This window comes from Sphingobium chlorophenolicum (genome assembly GCF_000722875.1).
GTDB lineage: Bacteria > Pseudomonadota > Alphaproteobacteria > Sphingomonadales > Sphingomonadaceae > Sphingobium > Sphingobium chlorophenolicum.
Genome location: NZ_JFHR01000019.1, coordinates 1 through 16547, shown reverse-complemented (window position 1 = coordinate 16547; position 16547 = coordinate 1). Strand labels below are relative to the sequence as shown.

General features: G+C 65.2%; 16 protein-coding genes. 11 read left to right on the top strand and 5 right to left on the bottom strand.

Annotated features, from left to right (window positions below; translation table 11 throughout):
• Positions 1 to 33: 33 nt before the first annotated feature.
• Positions 34 to 501, bottom strand: a complete 468-nt coding sequence (locus tag BV95_RS10005; RefSeq protein WP_037450885.1) for a hypothetical protein — start codon at positions 499 to 501, stop codon at positions 34 to 36.
• Positions 502 to 629: 128 nt separating this feature from the next.
• Between BV95_RS10005 and BV95_RS10000 the strand changes: the two genes are divergently transcribed.
• The 3 genes from BV95_RS10000 (at position 630) to ahpF (ending at position 3701) form a co-directional block, all read left to right on the top strand.
• Positions 630 to 1280: a TetR family transcriptional regulator C-terminal domain-containing protein gene (locus BV95_RS10000; RefSeq protein ID WP_037450882.1), complete on the top strand. Its 651-nt coding sequence runs from the start codon at positions 630 to 632 to the stop codon at positions 1278 to 1280.
• 120 nt (positions 1281 to 1400) lie between these two features.
• On the top strand, positions 1401 to 1964 hold the full coding sequence (gene ahpC / locus BV95_RS09995) for an alkyl hydroperoxide reductase subunit C (RefSeq protein WP_013847412.1): 564 nt from the start codon (positions 1401 to 1403) through the stop codon (positions 1962 to 1964).
• Positions 1965 to 2120: 156 nt separating this feature from the next.
• Positions 2121 to 3701 carry an alkyl hydroperoxide reductase subunit F gene (gene ahpF, locus BV95_RS09990; RefSeq protein WP_037451075.1) on the top strand — a complete coding sequence of 527 codons (1581 nt, stop codon included), beginning with the start codon at positions 2121 to 2123 and terminating at the stop codon, positions 3699 to 3701.
• A 227-nt stretch (positions 3702 to 3928) separates the two neighbouring features.
• Here ahpF and BV95_RS09985 read toward each other — a convergent pair whose 3' ends face one another.
• Positions 3929 to 4270, bottom strand: coding sequence for an antibiotic biosynthesis monooxygenase family protein (locus tag BV95_RS09985; RefSeq protein ID WP_037451073.1), 342 nt, complete (start codon positions 4268 to 4270; stop codon positions 3929 to 3931).
• A gap of 69 nt (positions 4271 to 4339) precedes the next feature.
• Positions 4340 to 4993 carry a fructose-6-phosphate aldolase gene (gene fsa / locus BV95_RS09980; RefSeq protein ID WP_013040855.1) on the bottom strand — a complete coding sequence of 218 codons (654 nt, stop codon included), beginning with the start codon at positions 4991 to 4993 and terminating at the stop codon, positions 4340 to 4342.
• Positions 4994 to 5135: 142 nt separating this feature from the next.
• Between fsa and BV95_RS09975 the strand changes: the two genes are divergently transcribed.
• From BV95_RS09975 to BV95_RS09965, 3 genes are read left to right on the top strand one after another with little or no spacing between them, the layout of a single operon-like run.
• Positions 5136 to 5801, top strand: coding sequence for a DUF2490 domain-containing protein (locus BV95_RS09975; protein ID WP_037450880.1), 666 nt, complete (start codon positions 5136 to 5138; stop codon positions 5799 to 5801).
• Positions 5802 to 5847: 46 nt separating this feature from the next.
• Positions 5848 to 8019 carry a primosomal protein N' gene (locus tag BV95_RS09970; RefSeq protein WP_037450877.1) on the top strand — a complete coding sequence of 724 codons (2172 nt, stop codon included), beginning with the start codon at positions 5848 to 5850 and terminating at the stop codon, positions 8017 to 8019.
• A 15-nt stretch (positions 8020 to 8034) separates the two neighbouring features.
• Entirely contained in the window at positions 8035 to 8190 is a 156-nt protein-coding gene (locus BV95_RS09965) for a DUF1289 domain-containing protein (RefSeq protein ID WP_037450874.1), read from the top strand.
• On the opposite strand, the gene BV95_RS09960 is transcribed toward BV95_RS09965, so the two are convergent.
• A complete protein-coding gene (locus tag BV95_RS09960) occupies positions 8159 to 9658 on the bottom strand; it encodes a tetratricopeptide repeat protein (protein ID WP_037450871.1) in 1500 nt (499 codons plus the stop codon). The genes BV95_RS09965 and BV95_RS09960 overlap by 32 nt on opposite strands.
• Before the next feature lie 75 nt (positions 9659 to 9733).
• Entirely contained in the window at positions 9734 to 10795 is a 1062-nt protein-coding gene (gene ada, locus BV95_RS09955; protein ID WP_037450868.1) for a bifunctional DNA-binding transcriptional regulator/O6-methylguanine-DNA methyltransferase Ada, read from the bottom strand.
• Positions 10796 to 10912: 117 nt separating this feature from the next.
• Between ada and BV95_RS09950 the strand changes: the two genes are divergently transcribed.
• From BV95_RS09950 to BV95_RS09930, 5 genes are all read left to right on the top strand, one after another.
• Positions 10913 to 12457, top strand: coding sequence for a S1C family serine protease (locus BV95_RS09950; RefSeq protein WP_013846047.1), 1545 nt, complete (start codon positions 10913 to 10915; stop codon positions 12455 to 12457).
• A 211-nt stretch (positions 12458 to 12668) separates the two neighbouring features.
• The gene (locus BV95_RS09945; RefSeq protein ID WP_037451071.1) at positions 12669 to 13223 is read left to right on the top strand and encodes a F0F1 ATP synthase subunit delta; all 555 of its coding nucleotides are present in this window, start codon (positions 12669 to 12671) and stop codon (positions 13221 to 13223) included.
• 2 nt (positions 13224 to 13225) lie between these two features.
• Positions 13226 to 14755: a F0F1 ATP synthase subunit alpha gene (atpA, locus tag BV95_RS09940; RefSeq protein ID WP_013846045.1), complete on the top strand. Its 1530-nt coding sequence runs from the start codon at positions 13226 to 13228 to the stop codon at positions 14753 to 14755.
• Between the two features lie 120 nt (positions 14756 to 14875).
• On the top strand, positions 14876 to 15502 hold the full coding sequence (locus tag BV95_RS09935; RefSeq protein ID WP_013846044.1) for a LysE family translocator: 627 nt from the start codon (positions 14876 to 14878) through the stop codon (positions 15500 to 15502).
• A 3-nt stretch (positions 15503 to 15505) separates the two neighbouring features.
• Positions 15506 to 16390 carry a F0F1 ATP synthase subunit gamma gene (locus BV95_RS09930; RefSeq protein ID WP_037450863.1) on the top strand — a complete coding sequence of 295 codons (885 nt, stop codon included), beginning with the start codon at positions 15506 to 15508 and terminating at the stop codon, positions 16388 to 16390.
• The last annotated feature ends 157 nt before the right edge of the window (positions 16391 to 16547 follow it).

The window sequence follows — 16547 nt, the reverse complement described above, 5'->3', positions numbered from 1 at the left end:
AATGCGCGGCCCGGCGCAGGAGTTCCCGCGCGCTCAGCGGCAATAGCCCTCCCGTCCCGGCAGGACGATCAGGCAATCCTGACGGTCGGCCAGATATTTGAACCCGGTTTCCGCCCCCTTGCCCGGCCTGATATGCAGTTCCCGGCCGTCCCGCGTGAAGCGAATCGCCGCTCCTTCCGCCACGCCCGCATAGTCGGCCTGCCGATCCAGATTATCCTTGTTCGCGATGGCATAATGACCCCGCCTGCCGTTGGGCGAGGGCTGTATGTCGAGGAAAAGCCCCTCCGGCCCGGTCCACCGCCCCACCCAATCGTCGGTGGGCAAAACCCCCGGCTCCTTGCTTCCGGCCCTGACCGCGTCGGGTTCCTCTATCGCCTCCACGTCCGGCGCCCGCGCAGCATTGTTCGCCGCCGAACCCTGGTCCACGCCCTTGGCGCAACCCGATATCAGCACCCCCAGCATCAGCGGCAGGAATATGCGGCTCGGAACGGGACGCTCCATTCATCTTTCCCCTTGCAATTGGCCCCATAAACGGCTGAACGCCGGTCTTCGATCCATTTGCCTGAAGGGGACGAGACCGCTTGCCAGCGGTTTCGACAGGGAGCAGGATCATGGGCGGGGAAAAAATGATGGACCACAAGGTTGAGGGGCGTCCCGAAAGGGCGCGATTTGTCCGCGAATCCGCGGATTTCCGGCGACAGGCGCTGATCGAGGCGACGGCCCGCTGCCTGGCGGAAAAGGGCGTGGGCGGCACATCGGTCCGGGCGATCTGCGCCTATGCGGGCGTGTCGGCGGGCCTGCTGACTCATTATTTCGAGGGCGTCGACGCGCTGATCCTGGCGACCTACCGCGATGTCGGGGAAAAGGTCTCCTCCGCGATGGAACGCGCCGTGACGGAGGCCGGGCCCGATCCCCGCGACCGCCTCTGGGCCTATCTGCGCTCCAATTTCCAGCCGCCGGTGCTCGACCCCAACCTACTCGCGACCTGGATTTCCTTCTGGAGCCTCAACAAGACCAATCCGGAAATCGCCGCGACCCATGCGGAAACCTATGGCGGCGGTCGCGAACGCATGGAGGTGCTGCTGCGCGAGGCGGCGCCGCAAATCCCCCGCCCGGCGGCGCGCATAGCCGCCATCGCCCTGACCGCGCTGATCGACGGCCTGTGGCTGGAACTTTGCCTCGATTCGTCCACCTTCACCATCGATGAAGCGCTGGGCATGCTGGAGGAAGGGATGAACTACGTCCTGCAAAAGCCCAGGAGCGAAACTGTCGATCAATAAAGCGATCCTTGATCGCTTTTATCAATCAACATGGCCAATAAAACCAATTTCACGGCCCCCTGCGCATTCCCTACATGGGTCGGGCAACAGCAAAACCCCTGAAAAGGAACTGGAAAGCCCATGGCTCTTATCAATACGACCATCAAGCCGTTCACCGCCACCGCGTACAAGCAGGGCAAGTTCGTCGACGTCACCGACGCCGACGTGAAGGGCAAGTGGGCCGTCTTCTTCTTCTACCCCGCCGATTTCACCTTCGTCTGCCCGACGGAGCTGGAGGATCTGGCCGACATCTACCCGACGCTCCAGAAGCTGGGCGTGGAAGTCTATTCGGTATCGACCGACACGCATTTCAGCCACAAGGCCTGGCACGACACCTCGCCCGCCATCGGCAAGATCAACTACTACATGCTGGGCGACCAGTCGGGCCAGATCACCAATAATTTCGACGTGATGCGTCCGGGCGTCGGCCTGGCCGACCGCGCCACCTTCCTGGTCGATCCCGAAGGCGTGATCCAGTTCATGGAAATCACCTCGGAAGGCGTCGGCCGCAACGCGACCGAACTGCTCCGCAAGGTGAAGGCCGCGCAATATGTCGCCGCCAACCCCGGCGAAGTCTGCCCGGCGAAGTGGGAAGAAGGCGAAGCCACGCTGGCCCCGTCGCTCGACCTCGTCGGCAAGATCTAAAGACCTGAAACGGCACTCCGCCGGGTCGGGTCGAAACTTCCCCGGCCCGGCGGGGCTTTATCACGATATTGCATCGCTATCTTCGAGCGCCGGACCCGATCCGGCGAACGGATAGCCGCGTGCCCCGGATCGGCGCGCCCAACCATGGAGACGATAATGTTGGACGCAAATCTCAAGGGCCAGCTCAAGGCCTATATGGCGAACATCACCCGGCCGATCGAACTGGTGGCCTCGCTGGACGACGGCGCGAAGAGCCGTGAACTCAAGACCCTGCTGGAAGAGATCGCCGAACTGTCGGACAAGGTGTCCATCGCCGCCGGCAACGACAAGCGCGTCCCCAGCTTCATGATCCGCCGCACCGGCACGGACATCGGCGTGACCTTCGCGGGCCTCCCCATGGGCCATGAATTCACCAGCCTCGTCCTCGCCCTGCTCCAGGTCGGCGGCCACCCGTCGAAGGCCGCCCAGGAACTGATCCAGCAGATCAAGGACATTGACGGCGACTTCGCCTTCGAAACCTATTTCTCGCTGTCGTGCCAGAATTGCCCCGACGTGGTGCAGGCGCTGAACCTGATGGCGGTCCTCAACCCCCGCATCAGCCACACCGCCATCGACGGCGCGCTGTTTCAGGCGGAGGTCGACGCCCGCAAGGTCATGGCCGTCCCCACCGTCTTCCTGAACGGCGAACCCTTCGCCAGCGGCCGGATGGAACTGGAGCAGATCGTCGCGAAGATCGACAGCGGCGCCGCCACACGCGCCGCCGCAAAGATCAAGGCGCAGGACCCGTTCGAGGTGCTGATCGTCGGCGGCGGCCCCGCGGGCGCGGCGGCGGCCATCTATGCTGCGCGCAAGGGCATCCGCACCGGTGTCGCGGCGGAACGCTTCGGCGGCCAGGTGCTCGACACCATGGATATCGAGAATTTCGTCTCGGTCAGCCGCACCGAAGGCCCCAAATTCGCCGCCGCGCTGGAAGCGCACGTCAAGGATTATGATGTCGAGATCATGAACCTGCAAAAGGCGGAAAAGCTGATCCCGGCCAAGACCGAAGGCGGCTATCATGAGGTGGTGTTGGAAAATGGCGCGTCGCTGAAGGGCAGGACCGTCATCCTCTCCACCGGCGCCCGCTGGCGGCAGATGGGCGTCCCCGGCGAAGAGGAATATCGCAACAAGGGCGTCGCCTATTGCCCGCACTGCGACGGCCCCCTCTTCAAGGGCAAGCGCGTGGCGGTGATAGGCGGCGGCAATAGCGGCGTGGAGGCAGCCATCGACCTCGCCGGCATCGTCGCCCATGTGACACTGATCGAGTTCGATAGCCAGCTCCGCGCCGACGCGGTGCTGCAACGCAAGCTCGCCAGCCTGCCGAACGTGAAGATCATCACCTCCGCCCTCACCACCAAAGTGGACGGCAATGGCGAGCGCGTCACCGGCCTCAGCTACAAGGACCGCAACGGCGGCACGGAACATGAAGTCGAACTGGAGGGCATTTTCGTCCAGATCGGCCTTGTCCCCAACACCGAATGGCTGAAGGACAGCATCGCCCTCTCCCCCCGCGGCGAGATAGAGATCGACGCGCGCGGCGAAACCAGCCAGCCCGGCATCTTCGCGGCGGGCGACTGCACCACCGTCCCCTACAAACAGATCGTAATCGCTTGCGGCGCGGGATCGACGGCAGCGCTCTCGGCCTTCGACTATCTCATCCGCCTGCCCGCGACGGAGGAAACCGCCGAAGCGGCCTGATCATCCGGGCGGAATCACACGGAAACCGCCAGTTTGCGGACATCAATTCCTCCCTACGCGAAGCGTGGGGAGGGGGACCGTCGGCGCAGCCGATGGTGGAGGGGAAATACGCAGGTCGTGTCCCCTCCACCACGCTTCGCGCGGTCCCCCTCCCCATCTCCCGATGGGGAGGATTTTAATGGCAGCTATTTCCGCCTTTCGAATTGGCCCACAGATCGGCGGAAGGCTCATGTGGCCGCCGAAAGCCCCACAGACCGCAGCAGCAGGTCATCTGTCACCGTCATGGTAAAGATGGGATCGGCGTTAGCCGGCACTTCGGCGATGGCGTCGACAAAAGCGGCGCGGGTTTCCGGATCGTCATAGACCATCTTCCGGTCGAACGCGGCCCGCCAGGTCGCCTCGTCGGGCCATTCGGCATAGCCGACGAAACGCCCGTCCGCATCGCGGTGCAGGCGAGAGCCGTAGCTGCCATATTTCTCGCGGATAAGGTCGGTGCCCCGGCGCCAGGCCTTGCGGAACTGCTCTTCCTTGCCGGGGTGGACCCGCCACCAATAGACCGCGACGAACATCATCTCTCTCCTCTTCAGGAGAGAATGATGCGGGGCGCGAGAGGTCGCAATCGCCGCGCCCCTGTCCCGTCAGAGGACCGACTGGCCGGTCTTTTCCCAATCCGCCAGGAAACCGGCAATGCCCTTTTCGGTCAGCACATGGTTGAACAGCGCCTTGATGACAGAGGGTGGCGCGGTCATCACGTCGGCGCCGATCTTCGCGCTTTCCAGCACATGGATAGGGTGGCGGACGCTGGCCACGAGGATTTCGGTGGCGAAGGCATAATTGTCGTAGATCAGGCGAATATCCTCGATCAGCTTCATGCCGTCGAAGCCATTATCGTCATGCCGCCCGACGAAGGGCGAGATGAACGTCGCGCCCGCCTTGGCCGCCAGCAGCGCCTGATTGGCGGAGAAGCAAAGGGTGACGTTCACCATCACGCCCTCGCCCGTCAGCGCCTTGCAGGTCTTGAGGCCGTCGATGGTCAGCGGCACCTTGATGCAGACATTGTCGGCGATCTTCCGCAGGACGGCGGCTTCCTTCATCATCGTCTCATGGTCGAGCGCGACGACTTCGGCCGAGACCGGGCCATCCACGATGCCGCAGATTTCCTCGACCACTTCCAGGAATTTGCGGCCGGACTTGTGGATCAGCGAGGGGTTGGTGGTGACGCCGTCGAGCAGGCCGGTGGCGGCAAGGTCGCGGATTTCATTGGTGTCGGCGGTGTCGACGAAGAACTTCATGGGTCTGCTCCGGCGGAGGAAAGGACGAATCGCGTCCCCTTTAGCGGCTGGCGGCGCAATTAGCCATTATTGCCAGTGCCGGGGCTTTACCGAAGCACACCCGCAACATTATGACGGCGGCACCTTTCCAAAGGACCGATCCATGCCCCGCCTTCAGCGTCCACGCCGCATATCGGACGCGCCCCTGCTCATCGCGATGAGCATCGCCACCCCCGCCGCCGCCGCGACCAGCGAAACCCAGCTATGGACAACTGAATCGGTGGCGATTCAGGCGAGCAAGGCCGACCTCATCACCCTAGACGCCAGCCAGCGTTTCCGCAGCGATGCCGCCAATGGCGAACAGCAGACCGCGCGGCTTCTGATCGACCATGGCATCGCGCCGGGGGTCCAGATCGGCGGGGGAATGGCCTATTTCCGTTCGGGGGCGGAGCAGGAAATGAGGCTGTTCCAGCAGGTGACGCTGACCCGCAGGATATGGCTTTCGCGCACGCGCATCGAGCAGCGCTTCCTGGACACCGCCGACAAGGCAGGCTGGCGGCTGCGGCAAAGGATGCAGGCGTCGGTCCCGCTCGACCGGGCGAAGCGCTGGACGCTGATCGCCGCGACAGAGCTGATGTTCCACCTCAACCGCGCCCGTCCGAGCGACAAGTTGGGCCTGGCCGTCATGCGCAACCAGATCGGCCTGCGCCGTCCGATCGCCAAGGCGCTGGACGTGCAATTGCTCTATATGCGGCAGCAGAGCTTTCGCGAGGGCCGGGCCGATGCGGTGGCGCATATCCCCTGGCTGACCTTGAGCTGGAAAATCTGACGCATCTGCCTTGCCTCACCCGCCCCTGCCATTAGGGAAGGAGGCCATGAGTTCGCGCGCCCGTGTCATCCTGTTGAACGCCGCTTTGGGGCCGCTCGATTATCGGGTGCCGCATGGGATGACGGTCAAACCCGGCAGCATCGTCGTCGCCCCGCTGGGGCCGCGCCAGATCGTCGGCGTGGTGTGGGAGGAGGACAGCTTCCCGGATGTCGAGACGGTGGGCGACAATCGGCTGCGCAATATCGTGGGGCCGGTCGACGCGCCGCCCGTGCCCGAAACGCTGCGGCGGCTGATCGAGTGGACGGCGGACTATTATCTGGCGCCCATCGCCGCCGTGCTGCGCATGACGCTGGCGTCGATGGCGGCGCTGGAGGGGGCGCGGACGGTCATCGAATATCGGGCGACCGGCGACCTGCCGGAACGCATGACCGAGCAGCGGGCGCAGGCGATGGAGCGCATCGGCGAGCGGCAGGGGCTGATCCGCGAGCTGGCGATGATCGGCGGGGTCAGCGATGCGGTCATCCGCGGTCTGGTCAAGGCGGGCGCGTTCGAGGCGGTGGAGGTGAGCGTCGACACGCCCTTCCCCATGCCCGATCCGGATCATGCCCCTCCCCTCCTGTCCGACGGGCAGGGCGCGGCAGCCGACCGGTTCATCGCGGCGGTCAGGGAACGGGATTTCGCGCCCTTCCTGCTCGACGGAGTGACGGGGTCCGGCAAGACGGAGGTCTATTTCGAGGCGATTGCGGCGGCCATTCGCGAGGGGCGGCAGGTGCTGGTGCTGCTGCCCGAAATCGCGCTGACCGAACCGTTTCTGGAGCGGTTCGAGAAGCGCTTCGGCACGGTGCCGGTCAACTGGCACAGCGGCCTGCGGCAGACCGAGCGGCGGCGGGCTTGGCGGGCCATCGCGGCGGGGGAAGCGACGGTGGTGGTCGGGGCGCGCTCGGCCCTGTTCCTGCCCTATCCCAATTTGGGGCTGATCGTGGTCGACGAGGCGCATGAGGCCAGCTTCAAGCAGGAGGATGGGGTCCATTATCACGCCCGCGACGTGGCGGTGATGCGCGGCCTGATCGAGAAATTCCCCGTCATCCTCGCCTCCGCCACGCCCGCCATAGAGACGCGGCATCAGGTGGAACTGGGCCGTTATCGGGAGATCAAGCTGCCCTCCCGCTTCGGCGGCGCGGCCATGCCCGCCATAGAGCAGGTCAACCTGCTGACCGATCCGCCGGAGCGGGGACGCTGGATCGCGCCGCCGCTGGTCAAGGCGATCGACGAGAATATGGCGAAGGAGGAGCAGAGCCTGCTCTTCCTCAACCGCCGGGGCTATGCGCCTCTGACGTTGTGCCGCCATTGCGGATATCGTTTCCAATGCCCCAATTGCACCGCCTGGATGGTCGAGCACCGGCTGACCCATCGCCTCGCCTGCCATCATTGCGGCCATGTCGTCCCCGCGCCCCGCTTCTGCCCGGAGTGCAAGGAGGAGGATTCGCTGGTCGCCTGCGGCCCCGGCGTAGAGCGGATCGCGGACGAGGTGAAGGCGCTCTGGCCGCAGGCGCGGACCGCCATCGTCACGTCCGATACGCTCTGGTCGCCCGCCAAGGTCGCGGAATTCGTGAAATCGGTGGAGGCGGGCGCGGTCGACATCATCATCGGCACGCAACTGGTCACCAAGGGCTATCATTTCCCCAACCTGACGCTGGTGGGAGTGATCGACGCCGATCTGGGGCTGGAGGGCGGCGACCTTCGGGCGTCGGAGCGGACCTTCCAGCAGATCGTGCAGGTGGCGGGGCGCGCCGGGCGGGGGCAGAAGCCGGGCCGCGTCTTCATCCAGACCCGCATGCCGGAGGCCGAGGTGATCAAGGCGCTGATCGCGGGCGATTCGGAGCGTTTCTACGCAGTGGAGACGGAAAATCGCCGCCGCGCCAACGCCCCGCCCTTCGGCCGCTTCGCCGCGATCATCGTGTCCAGCGAGGATGCCGACGAAGCCGCCGAGGTCGCCCGGCTGATCGGCAAGTCCGCCCCCTTGATCGAGGGGATGCGCGTCTACGGCCCGGCGCCTGCGCCACTGTCCGTGCTGCGCGGGCGGCATCGCCATCGCCTGCTGATCCACGCCACCCGGCAGGTCGACGTGCAAGGGGCCATTCGCGAATGGCTAGGCAATCTCACCTGGAAGTCCGGCACGCGGGTAGCGGTAGACGTCGACCCCTACAGCTTCATGTGATGGCTTGAGACCCGCATGGAAAGTCCCTGCGTCAACATCTGCAAGTTGGACAAGGCCGGGCGCATCTGCACCGGCTGCGGCCGCACGACCGATGAAATCCGACGCTGGGCGGGCATGAGCAAGGCCCAGCGCCGCGCAATCATGGAGCGGTTGAAGGGCCTTTCTTCTTAGCGGCCTCTGCATCGAACCGCTTCTTGAGCGCCAGCGCCGAATCGCGCATGCCCGAAGGGTGCGGCGAATAGGCCAGCGGATCGAGCAGGCGGGAGGCAGCGGCATATTCCCCCCGGAACGCCAGGGCCTGCACATAGGCCATGCGATATTCCGGGCGTTGCGGCAGCAGCACATAGGCCTTGGCCAGCCCGTCATAGCCAACCTCCGGCATCGGCCCGCCCTTCATCGCATGATAGCGGTAGAAGAGCGCCAGCGGCACCGGGTCTTCCGTATCCGCCCGATTGGCCTTGACGATGGCGGCGCGGGCGGCCTTCCAATCCTCCTCCCGTCCGTCATCCTGCGCCCGTTCCAGCAGCACGCGCGCCCGGCTGGCATAGGCCCGCGACAGGCCGGGATCGAGCGCGATGGCCCGGTCGGCGTCCGCTAGCGACGCGTCCTTTTCCTCAGCCTCCCACTCCGCCTCCGCCAGCAGCGCGGCGGCATAGGCGCTGGACGGGAATTTGGCGGCGGTGGCGCGGATCGCGCTGACGATGCCGGGCAGCTCCTCCGTATCGGGGCGGTGCATCAGCCGCAATTCATCCTCGACCAGAGCGCCCTGCGCCGGATCGACCGGGCCGATCGCGATCTCGCCGACCGTCACCGCGCTGGGAATGAGCCGCGACGCCGCCAGCGGACGGCGCATATAGGCCTTCACATCCTTTTCCAGCCCGTCGATGCCGCCCGCGAAATAATCGTCCAGCTTCATGTCCGGCACGCCGGAGGTCAGATCCTTCAGATAATGGCTGATTTCCGCCCGCCGGTCGGCCTTATACTGATAATAATGGGTGAGCAGCCAGGCCGTGCCGTAATAGCGGTCGCCATCCCGCAGCCCCAGTCCATCGGTGTCGCGGGCGAACAGATTCTTCAGCGGATAGGGCGAATCCTGCACCAGCGTGGGCGCCCGCGCCATGGGGATGAGCCCGAACTGGATCGACCCGTCCTTGGGGAATTTCACGATGGAGAAGAATTCGGCGAAGCCCTCCACATACCAGGCGGGATATGCGGCGGGAAAATGGTGCAGCATGAAATGATGGGTATATTCGTGGAACAATATATCCTCTGCGCCCACATCATATTCGCTGGCCTTCATGCCCCGCGCCAGCACCGCATAGGCGAAGCGGTCCGAGGTCGTGTAGAAGCCGCCGATATTGGCATTGCGCGCCAGCGCCTTCACCTTGGCGTCGCTGGAAAGCAGGTAGACATGGACCGGGCTGCCCGCCTCCGGATCGGTGATGCCGGTCACGTGGCGCAGCAGGCCGTCGAACTTCTCCAGCTTTTCGGCGAATTCGCGCAGCTTGGCTTCGCTGCCGTCGCTCATGATGGTGAAATGCCGGGTCTTCGCCTGCAACCATGCCGCCTGCGCCGTGCCCGGAAGCAGCGCCAGCGCGCCTGCGAGGAGCAGCAGCCCCTTCAAACCCCAAATCTTCACGCCACCCCCTGCAAACGGCGTTGAACCATGGCGCATGGCCGACAGCCTGCTGAAAGAAAAGCGAAAAGCGGCGGTTCAGCCGCGCCTTTCCCGGTCCAGCAGGGCCCGCTTGCGCTGCGTGCCATAGGCGTAGCCGCCCAGGCTGCCGTCGCTGCGTAAGACACGGTGGCAAGGGATCAGCACGGCCAGCTTATTGTCCCCGCAGGCCGTCCCGGCGGCCCGCACCGCGCCCGGCCTGCCGATGGCCGCCGCAATCTCGCCATAGGTCCGGGTCTCGCCCGGCGGGATGGCGCGCAACGCCGCCCACACCGCCTGCTGGAAGGCGGTTCCGCTGACATCCATCGGCAAGTCGAGGGGTTCCGCCGGATCGGCGATCAGCCGCGCGACCTGCGCCGCCAACGCTGCAAGCCCTTCGTCGGCGGGTAGGATTTCCGCTTTGGGAAAGCGCTGGCGCAAATCCGCCTCATCCTCATCGAAACTGATCCGGCACAGGCCCCGCGCCGTGCCCGCCACCAGCACCGGTCCCAGACCGGTCGGCACCACCGCATGGCGAATCGCGACGCCACGTCCGCCATCCTTCCAGGCGCTGGGGGTCATGCCCAGATGCCGTTCCGCATCGGCATAGGCGCGGCTGGGCGCATTATAGCCCGCCTCATAGATGGCGCCGGTGACGCTGCCCCCTTCCGCCAGCGCACTTTTCAGCCGTTCGGCGCGCAGCGACCGGGCATAGGCGGCGGGCGTCATGCCCGTCTCCCGCTTGAAAAGCCGGTGGAAATGATGCGGCGCATAGCCCGCATGATCGGCCACATCCTCCAGCGAAGGCGGCGTATCCGCGGCGGCGATGAAGGCGATGGCCGCCTCCACCGCCAGCCGGTCGCGCCCCACCTCGTCGGGGCGGCAACGCAAGCAGGCGCGGAAACCCGCCGCCCGCGCCGCGTCCGGGCCGGTCAGGAAGACAACATTCTCCCGCCGGGGATGGCGCGCCGCGCAGCTTGGCTTGCAATAGATGCCGGTGGTCAGCACCGCCCCCACGAATCGCCCGTCAAAGCCGCGATCCCGGCGCAGGAAGGCGTCCCAACAGGCTTCCGGGTCCGGCATTGCAGGCATCGGGGCTTCGATCTCAGTCATCTCGCTCATAGATAGGCGATAGCCGCCGGGAAGACAGCAGGCTTCCCGCCGCTTGCGGTCAAAAAACGGCTTTGCGATTTTTGCGCATTGCCTCTGCCCCGCCATCGCATATGAATGCCGCCAACCATGGTCGCACTTTTCCGTCGCCTAGCCCTGATCCTTGCCCTTGCCGCGCCGATGGGCGCGCATGCGGAGCAGCAGGACATCGCCGCCGCCGCGCGCGGCGTTGTCCGCGTCGTGCTGGTCGCGACCAACGGGTCCGACGCTTATTTCGTCGGCCATGGCAGCGGCTTTGCCGTCGCGCCGGACAAGATCATCACCAACGCCCATGTGGTCGAACTGACGCGGGAGGAGAAGAATCTCGTCATCGGCGTCATCCCGTCGGAAGGGACGAAGACCTATGGCGGCAGGATCATCGCCTTTTCGCCCGGCAACGACCTGGCGCTGATCCAGTTGGAGGAAGGCGGTCTGCCGGTCAGCACCTTCTACGCCGGGGCGGTCAGCGACGGGCAGCATGTCACCGCCATCGGCTATCCCGGCACGGTCGACCGGGCGCAGGGGCTGGGCCTGAAGCAACTGGTGGAGCCGCTGAGCACGGTGAAGACCAGCGGCAATGTGTCGTCAGGGCGGTCCAGCCAGAATTTCGACACGGTGCTGCACACCGCGCCGCTGGCGGCGGGGAACAGCGGCGGGCCGCTGGTGGACGATTGCGGCCGGGTCCTGGGGGTCAACAGCTTCGGGTCCGTGTCGGACGGCAATGACGCGGAATTCGGATTCGCCGTTTCCTGGCGCGAGGTCGCCTCCTTCCTGCGGCAGGCGGGGGTATCCTCCCTGCACACCGTCGTCCCCTGCCGGTCCATGGCGGAGGCCGACGCCGCCGAGGCCGCGCTCACCCAGCGCGAGGAAGCGCAAAGCCAACAGTCGGAGCGCGCCCGCGCCGACGCCCGCGAGGCCGCGATGGACAAGGCCCGCGACACGGCCGAGCGCGACGTCATCTCCGCCCGCGAAAATGCGATGGCGGGGGCCGCCGTGCTGCTGGCGCTGGCGGTGCTGGGGCTGGGCGCGGGCGGGCTGTTCTACAGCCAGGGGCGGGAAAGACGCGCCACCTGGTGGCTGGCGGGCGGCGGCCTGTTGCTGTTCGGTGCGATCGGCCTGTTCTTTCTGAAACCCAGCTTCTCCAGCATCGAGGAACGCATTGCCCTGCCGGAGGACAAGAGCGTCACCGGCAACGGCGCCTATGCCTGGGCGGGCGACAATATCTGTCGGGTCGACGTGAATCGCAGCCGGCTGACCGTGTCGGAACCCAATGATATCGGCTTCCACTGGGCGGAGGGGGGCTGCGTCGACGGCAATGTCCAATATGTCCCGTCCGGCACCGGATGGCAGCGCGCCAACGTGCCCGGCGACCATAATTTCGTGACCGTCAGCCGCTTCGATCCCGCGACAGGCATTTTGCGGGTTCAGCGCTGGCTGCCCGACATCGACACCATGGCCAAGGCCCGCGCCCTTGGAAACGGCCCGATCCGGGGATGCAGCGGCGATTCCGCGCTGCTGACGAAGATCGCGTCGCAGCAGGGCGACCTGGCCGCGCTGCTGCCCGCGCAGCCCAACGAACGGATCGTCTACCATTGCCAGAAGGGGCGGCTGACCCCGCCCGATGGCGAGAAATAAAGCGTTGGACTATCCGATTCCAGCATCATAAAAACTCAGTCAAATAGCGATGATTTCATCCTGACGATGGAATCGCGTTCCATGGCTTGCATAGTCACAATCCCACTGCTAACCGGCCCCCCAACAGGGGACCGGGACGGACAGAACCGCGCCCCCTTTTTGCATGACCGGCAAATTAAGTGCCGGGTATCAAGTGGAGGACGGTAAGCGCGTGGAGACGACCGGCGGTATTCAGGCCAGCCTCAGCGGCCGCTATGCGGTGGCGCTGTTCGATCTGGCCCGCGACGGCAAGACGCTCGACACCGTCGCGGCAAGTCTTGCGGCGCTGAAGGCGGCTATTGCCGAATCGGCTGATTTCAAGGGGCTGATCAACAGCCCCGTGCTCAGCCGGGACGCAGCGGGCAAGACGATTGCGGCGGTCGCATCCTCCATGGGAATCGACGCGCTGACCACGAATTTCCTGGGCGTGCTGGCGCAGAACCGCCGCCTGTCGCAGCTTCCCGCGGTCATCCGCGCCTATGAGACGCTGCTGTCGAATCACAAGGGCGAGGCCCGCGCCGAAGTGACGAGCGCGCATCCGCTCAGCAAAACCCAGATCACCGCTCTGCAAAAGAGCCTGAAGGCCCGTGTCGGCCGCGATGTCGCGGTCGATGCCAGGGTCGATCCCGCGATCCTGGGCGGGCTGGTCGTCAAGATCGGCAGCCAGATGATCGATTCCTCCATCCGCACCCGTTTGAATAGTCTCGCCCAGGCGATGAAAGGCTGAACATGGATATCAACGCCGCAGAAATCTCGAAGGTCATCAAGGACCAGATCGCCAATTTCGGCACCGAAGCGCAGGTGAGCGAAGTCGGTTCCGTGCTGACCGTGGGTGACGGCATCGCCCGCGTCCATGGCCTCGACAACGTCCAGGCGGGCGAAATGGTCGAGTTCGCCAATGGCGTGCAGGGCATGGCCCTCAACCTGGAAGCCGACAATGTCGGCGTCGTGATCTTCGGCTCGGACGCCGAGATCAAGGAAGGCGACACCGTCAAGCGCACCGGCACCATCGTGGACGTTCCGGTCGGCAAGGGCCTGCTCGGCCGCGTCGTGGACGGCCTGGGCAATCCCATCGACGGCAAGGGCCCGATCCAGTATACCGAGCGCAAGCGCGTGGAAGTCAAGGCGCCGGGCATCATCCCCCGCAAATCGGTACATGAACCCGTGCAGACCGGCCTGAAGGCGATCGACGCCCTGGTCCCCGTCGGCCGCGGCCAGCGCGAGCTGATCATCGGCGACCGCCAGACCGGCAAGACCGCCGTCGCCATCGATACCTTCATCAACCAGAAGGGCATCAACGCGGGCGACGATGAGTCGAAGAAGCTCTATTGCATCTACGTCGCGGTCGGCCAGAAGCGCTCGACCGTCGCGCAGATCGTCAAGCAGCTCGAAGAAAACGGCGCGATGGAATATAGCATCGTCGTCGCCGCGACCGCTTCGGAACCCGCTCCGCTCCAGTATCTGGCGCCCTATACCGGCGTCACCATGGGCGAATTCTTCCGCGACAACGGCATGCACGCCGTGATCGTCTATGACGACCTTTCCAAGCAGGCCGTCGCCTATCGCCAGATGTCGCTGCTGCTGCGCCGTCCTCCGGGCCGCGAAGCCTATCCGGGCGACGTCTTCTATCTGCATAGCCGCCTGCTGGAGCGCGCCGCGAAGATGAACGACGCCAATGGCGCCGGTTCGCTGACCGCCCTGCCGATCATCGAAACGCAGGCGGGCGACGTGTCGGCCTATATCCCGACCAACGTGATCTCGATCACCGACGGCCAGATCTTCCTGGAAACCAACCTCTTCTACCAGGGCATCCGTCCGGCGATCAACGTCGGCCTGTCGGTGTCCCGCGTCGGTTCCGCCGCGCAGACCAAGGCGATGAAGAAGGTTTCCGGCTCGATCAAGCTGGAGCTGGCCCAGTATCGCGAAATGGCGGCCTTCGCCCAGTTCGGTTCGGACCTCGACGCTTCGACCCAGAAGCTGCTGAACCGTGGCGCGCGCCTCACCGAACTGCTGAAGCAGGCCCAGTTCTCGCCCCTGCCCTTCGAGGAGCAGACCGCGTCGATCTTCGCGGGCACCAACGGCTATCTGGACGCGATCCCGGTCAAGGACGTGACTCGTTACGAGGAACTGATGCTCGCCTATCTGCGTCACGACCATGCCGACGTGCTGGCCGCGATCCGCGACAGCAAGGATTTGGGCGACGAGCCGAAGGCAAAGCTGAAGGCCGCGCTGGACTCGTTCGGCAAGACCTTCGCCTAAAAAGCACCACCCCGTCATCCCAGCGAAAGCTGGGATCTCAGGCCGGATAGGACGATCCTAGAGGCACGAGATGCCAGCTTCCGCTGGCATGACGAGAAAAGGAAGAACGAAGCCGCGATAATGCTGACCGCCCAATCCCTTCTCGCCTGGACCGTGATGTCGATCGGTCTGGTGCTGCTGCCGGGACCGGACACCATGTTGGTGGCCGGTCACGCGGCGCGCCGTGGGCTGAAGGCGGGGATGGCGGCCATCGGCGGCATCCAGCTTGGCGGACTGTTCTACATGGCGCTGTGCGGCTTCGGCTTCCTCAGCGTCCTGAACGCGGTGCCGGGCCTGTTCATGGCAGTGAAGGTCGCAGGCGCGATCTACCTCGCATGGCTGGGTCTTTCGATGCTGCGCGGCGCGGTGAAGCCCGCCCCCGCATCGGACGCGCCCAGGCTGCGCATCGGCGGATCGCCCTTTACCCAGGGTTTCATCAGCACCGTGCTGAACCCTAAGGTCGCGATCTTCTTCCTCGCCGCACTGCCACAGTTCGTGGGCACCGGCCCGGACGCGCCGTGGCAGGGCATGGCGCTGATCGCGATCGTCTATGCGCTGGGCTTCCTCTGGTGCGCCCTTCTCGCGATCCTCGCCACCAAGGCGGGGCGCAGGGTCGGGCAGAGCAGCGCGATGCGCTGGTTCGAAGGCGCCATGGGCGTCGGTTTCTTTGGTCTCGCGGGTCGTCTGGCCCTTGCTCGGAATGTTTGAACTATGGCTAGCCTCAAGGAACTGAAGCTGCGCATCGGGTCGGTGAAATCGACCCAGAAGATCACCAAGGCGAAGCAGATGGTCGCCGCCGCGAAGCTGCGCAAGGCGCAGGCCGCCGCCGAAGCCGCTCGCCCCTATTCCAGCCGCCTGGAAGCGGTCGTCGCCAGCCTGGCTTCGAAGATCGCGGGCGGTTCGGGCGAAGGCGCATCCCCGCTGCTGGCCGGGACCGGCAAGGATGATGTTCATCTGCTGGTCGTCGCCAACTCCGACCGTGGCCTTGCGGGCGCGTTCAACGCCAACATCGTCAAGGCCGCCCGCGTCAAGGCGGACGAACTGATCGCGCAGGGCAAAACCGTCCGCTTCTACCTGATCGGCCGCAAGGGCCGTCCGGTGATCAACCGCACCTTCCCCGGCATGATCGTCGCCCAGTACGACACCACCGGCGCCAAGGAACCCGGTTATGATCAGGCCGAAGAAGTCGCGCATGAACTGACGCAGATGTATCTGGACGGCAAGTTCGACGTCGCGCATCTCTTCTTCTCGCGCTTCCGTTCGGCGCTGGTCCAGATCCCGACCGAGCAGCAGATCATCCCGGTCAAGATTCCGGAAGACGCCGACAGCAACGCCATCGGCGCGACGGTGGAATATGAGCCGAGCGAGGAAGCGATCCTCGACGACCTGCTGCCGCGCAACGTCACGGTGCAGATCTTCAAGGCGCTGCTGGAAAACAACGCGTCCGAACAGGGCGCGTCGATGACCGCCATGGACAATGCGACCCGCAACGCAGGCGACCTCATCAACAAGCTGACCATTCAGTATAACCGCAGCCGTCAAGCCGCGATCACCACCGAACTGGTCGAAATCATCTCGGGCGCAGAAGCCCTCTAAGAGCCCGATCCGAAACTAAGTTGAGTGGTATCAGTGGGTTAGCTTGACGCTTGCCGCAGTCGTTGATTCAGGGGTTTTGCAACAAACTTCCGGAGATCAACGATGTGGACCGATACCACTCGGGCGCAATATGCCCGCGCGGGACTGACTTTGCCAA

Coding starts and splice junctions, on each gene's coding strand:
- BV95_RS10005 (WP_037450885.1), bottom strand. CDS start 501: ATGGAGCGTCCCGTTCCGAGCCGCATATTCCTGCCGCTGATGCTGGGG.
- BV95_RS09975 (WP_037450880.1), top strand. CDS start 5,136: ATGCCCCGCCTTCAGCGTCCACGCCGCATATCGGACGCGCCCCTGCTC.
- BV95_RS09985 (WP_037451073.1), bottom strand. CDS start 4,270: ATGTTCGTCGCGGTCTATTGGTGGCGGGTCCACCCCGGCAAGGAAGAG.
- BV95_RS09970 (WP_037450877.1), top strand. CDS start 5,848: ATGAGTTCGCGCGCCCGTGTCATCCTGTTGAACGCCGCTTTGGGGCCG.
- ahpC (WP_013847412.1), top strand. CDS start 1,401: ATGGCTCTTATCAATACGACCATCAAGCCGTTCACCGCCACCGCGTAC.
- BV95_RS10000 (WP_037450882.1), top strand. CDS start 630: ATGGACCACAAGGTTGAGGGGCGTCCCGAAAGGGCGCGATTTGTCCGC.
- BV95_RS09950 (WP_013846047.1), top strand. CDS start 10,913: ATGGTCGCACTTTTCCGTCGCCTAGCCCTGATCCTTGCCCTTGCCGCG.
- fsa (WP_013040855.1), bottom strand. CDS start 4,993: ATGAAGTTCTTCGTCGACACCGCCGACACCAATGAAATCCGCGACCTT.
- BV95_RS09965 (WP_037450874.1), top strand. CDS start 8,035: ATGGAAAGTCCCTGCGTCAACATCTGCAAGTTGGACAAGGCCGGGCGC.
- BV95_RS09930 (WP_037450863.1), top strand. CDS start 15,506: ATGGCTAGCCTCAAGGAACTGAAGCTGCGCATCGGGTCGGTGAAATCG.
- atpA (WP_013846045.1), top strand. CDS start 13,226: ATGGATATCAACGCCGCAGAAATCTCGAAGGTCATCAAGGACCAGATC.
- ada (WP_037450868.1), bottom strand. CDS start 10,795: ATGAGCGAGATGACTGAGATCGAAGCCCCGATGCCTGCAATGCCGGAC.
- ahpF (WP_037451075.1), top strand. CDS start 2,121: ATGTTGGACGCAAATCTCAAGGGCCAGCTCAAGGCCTATATGGCGAAC.
- BV95_RS09935 (WP_013846044.1), top strand. CDS start 14,876: ATGCTGACCGCCCAATCCCTTCTCGCCTGGACCGTGATGTCGATCGGT.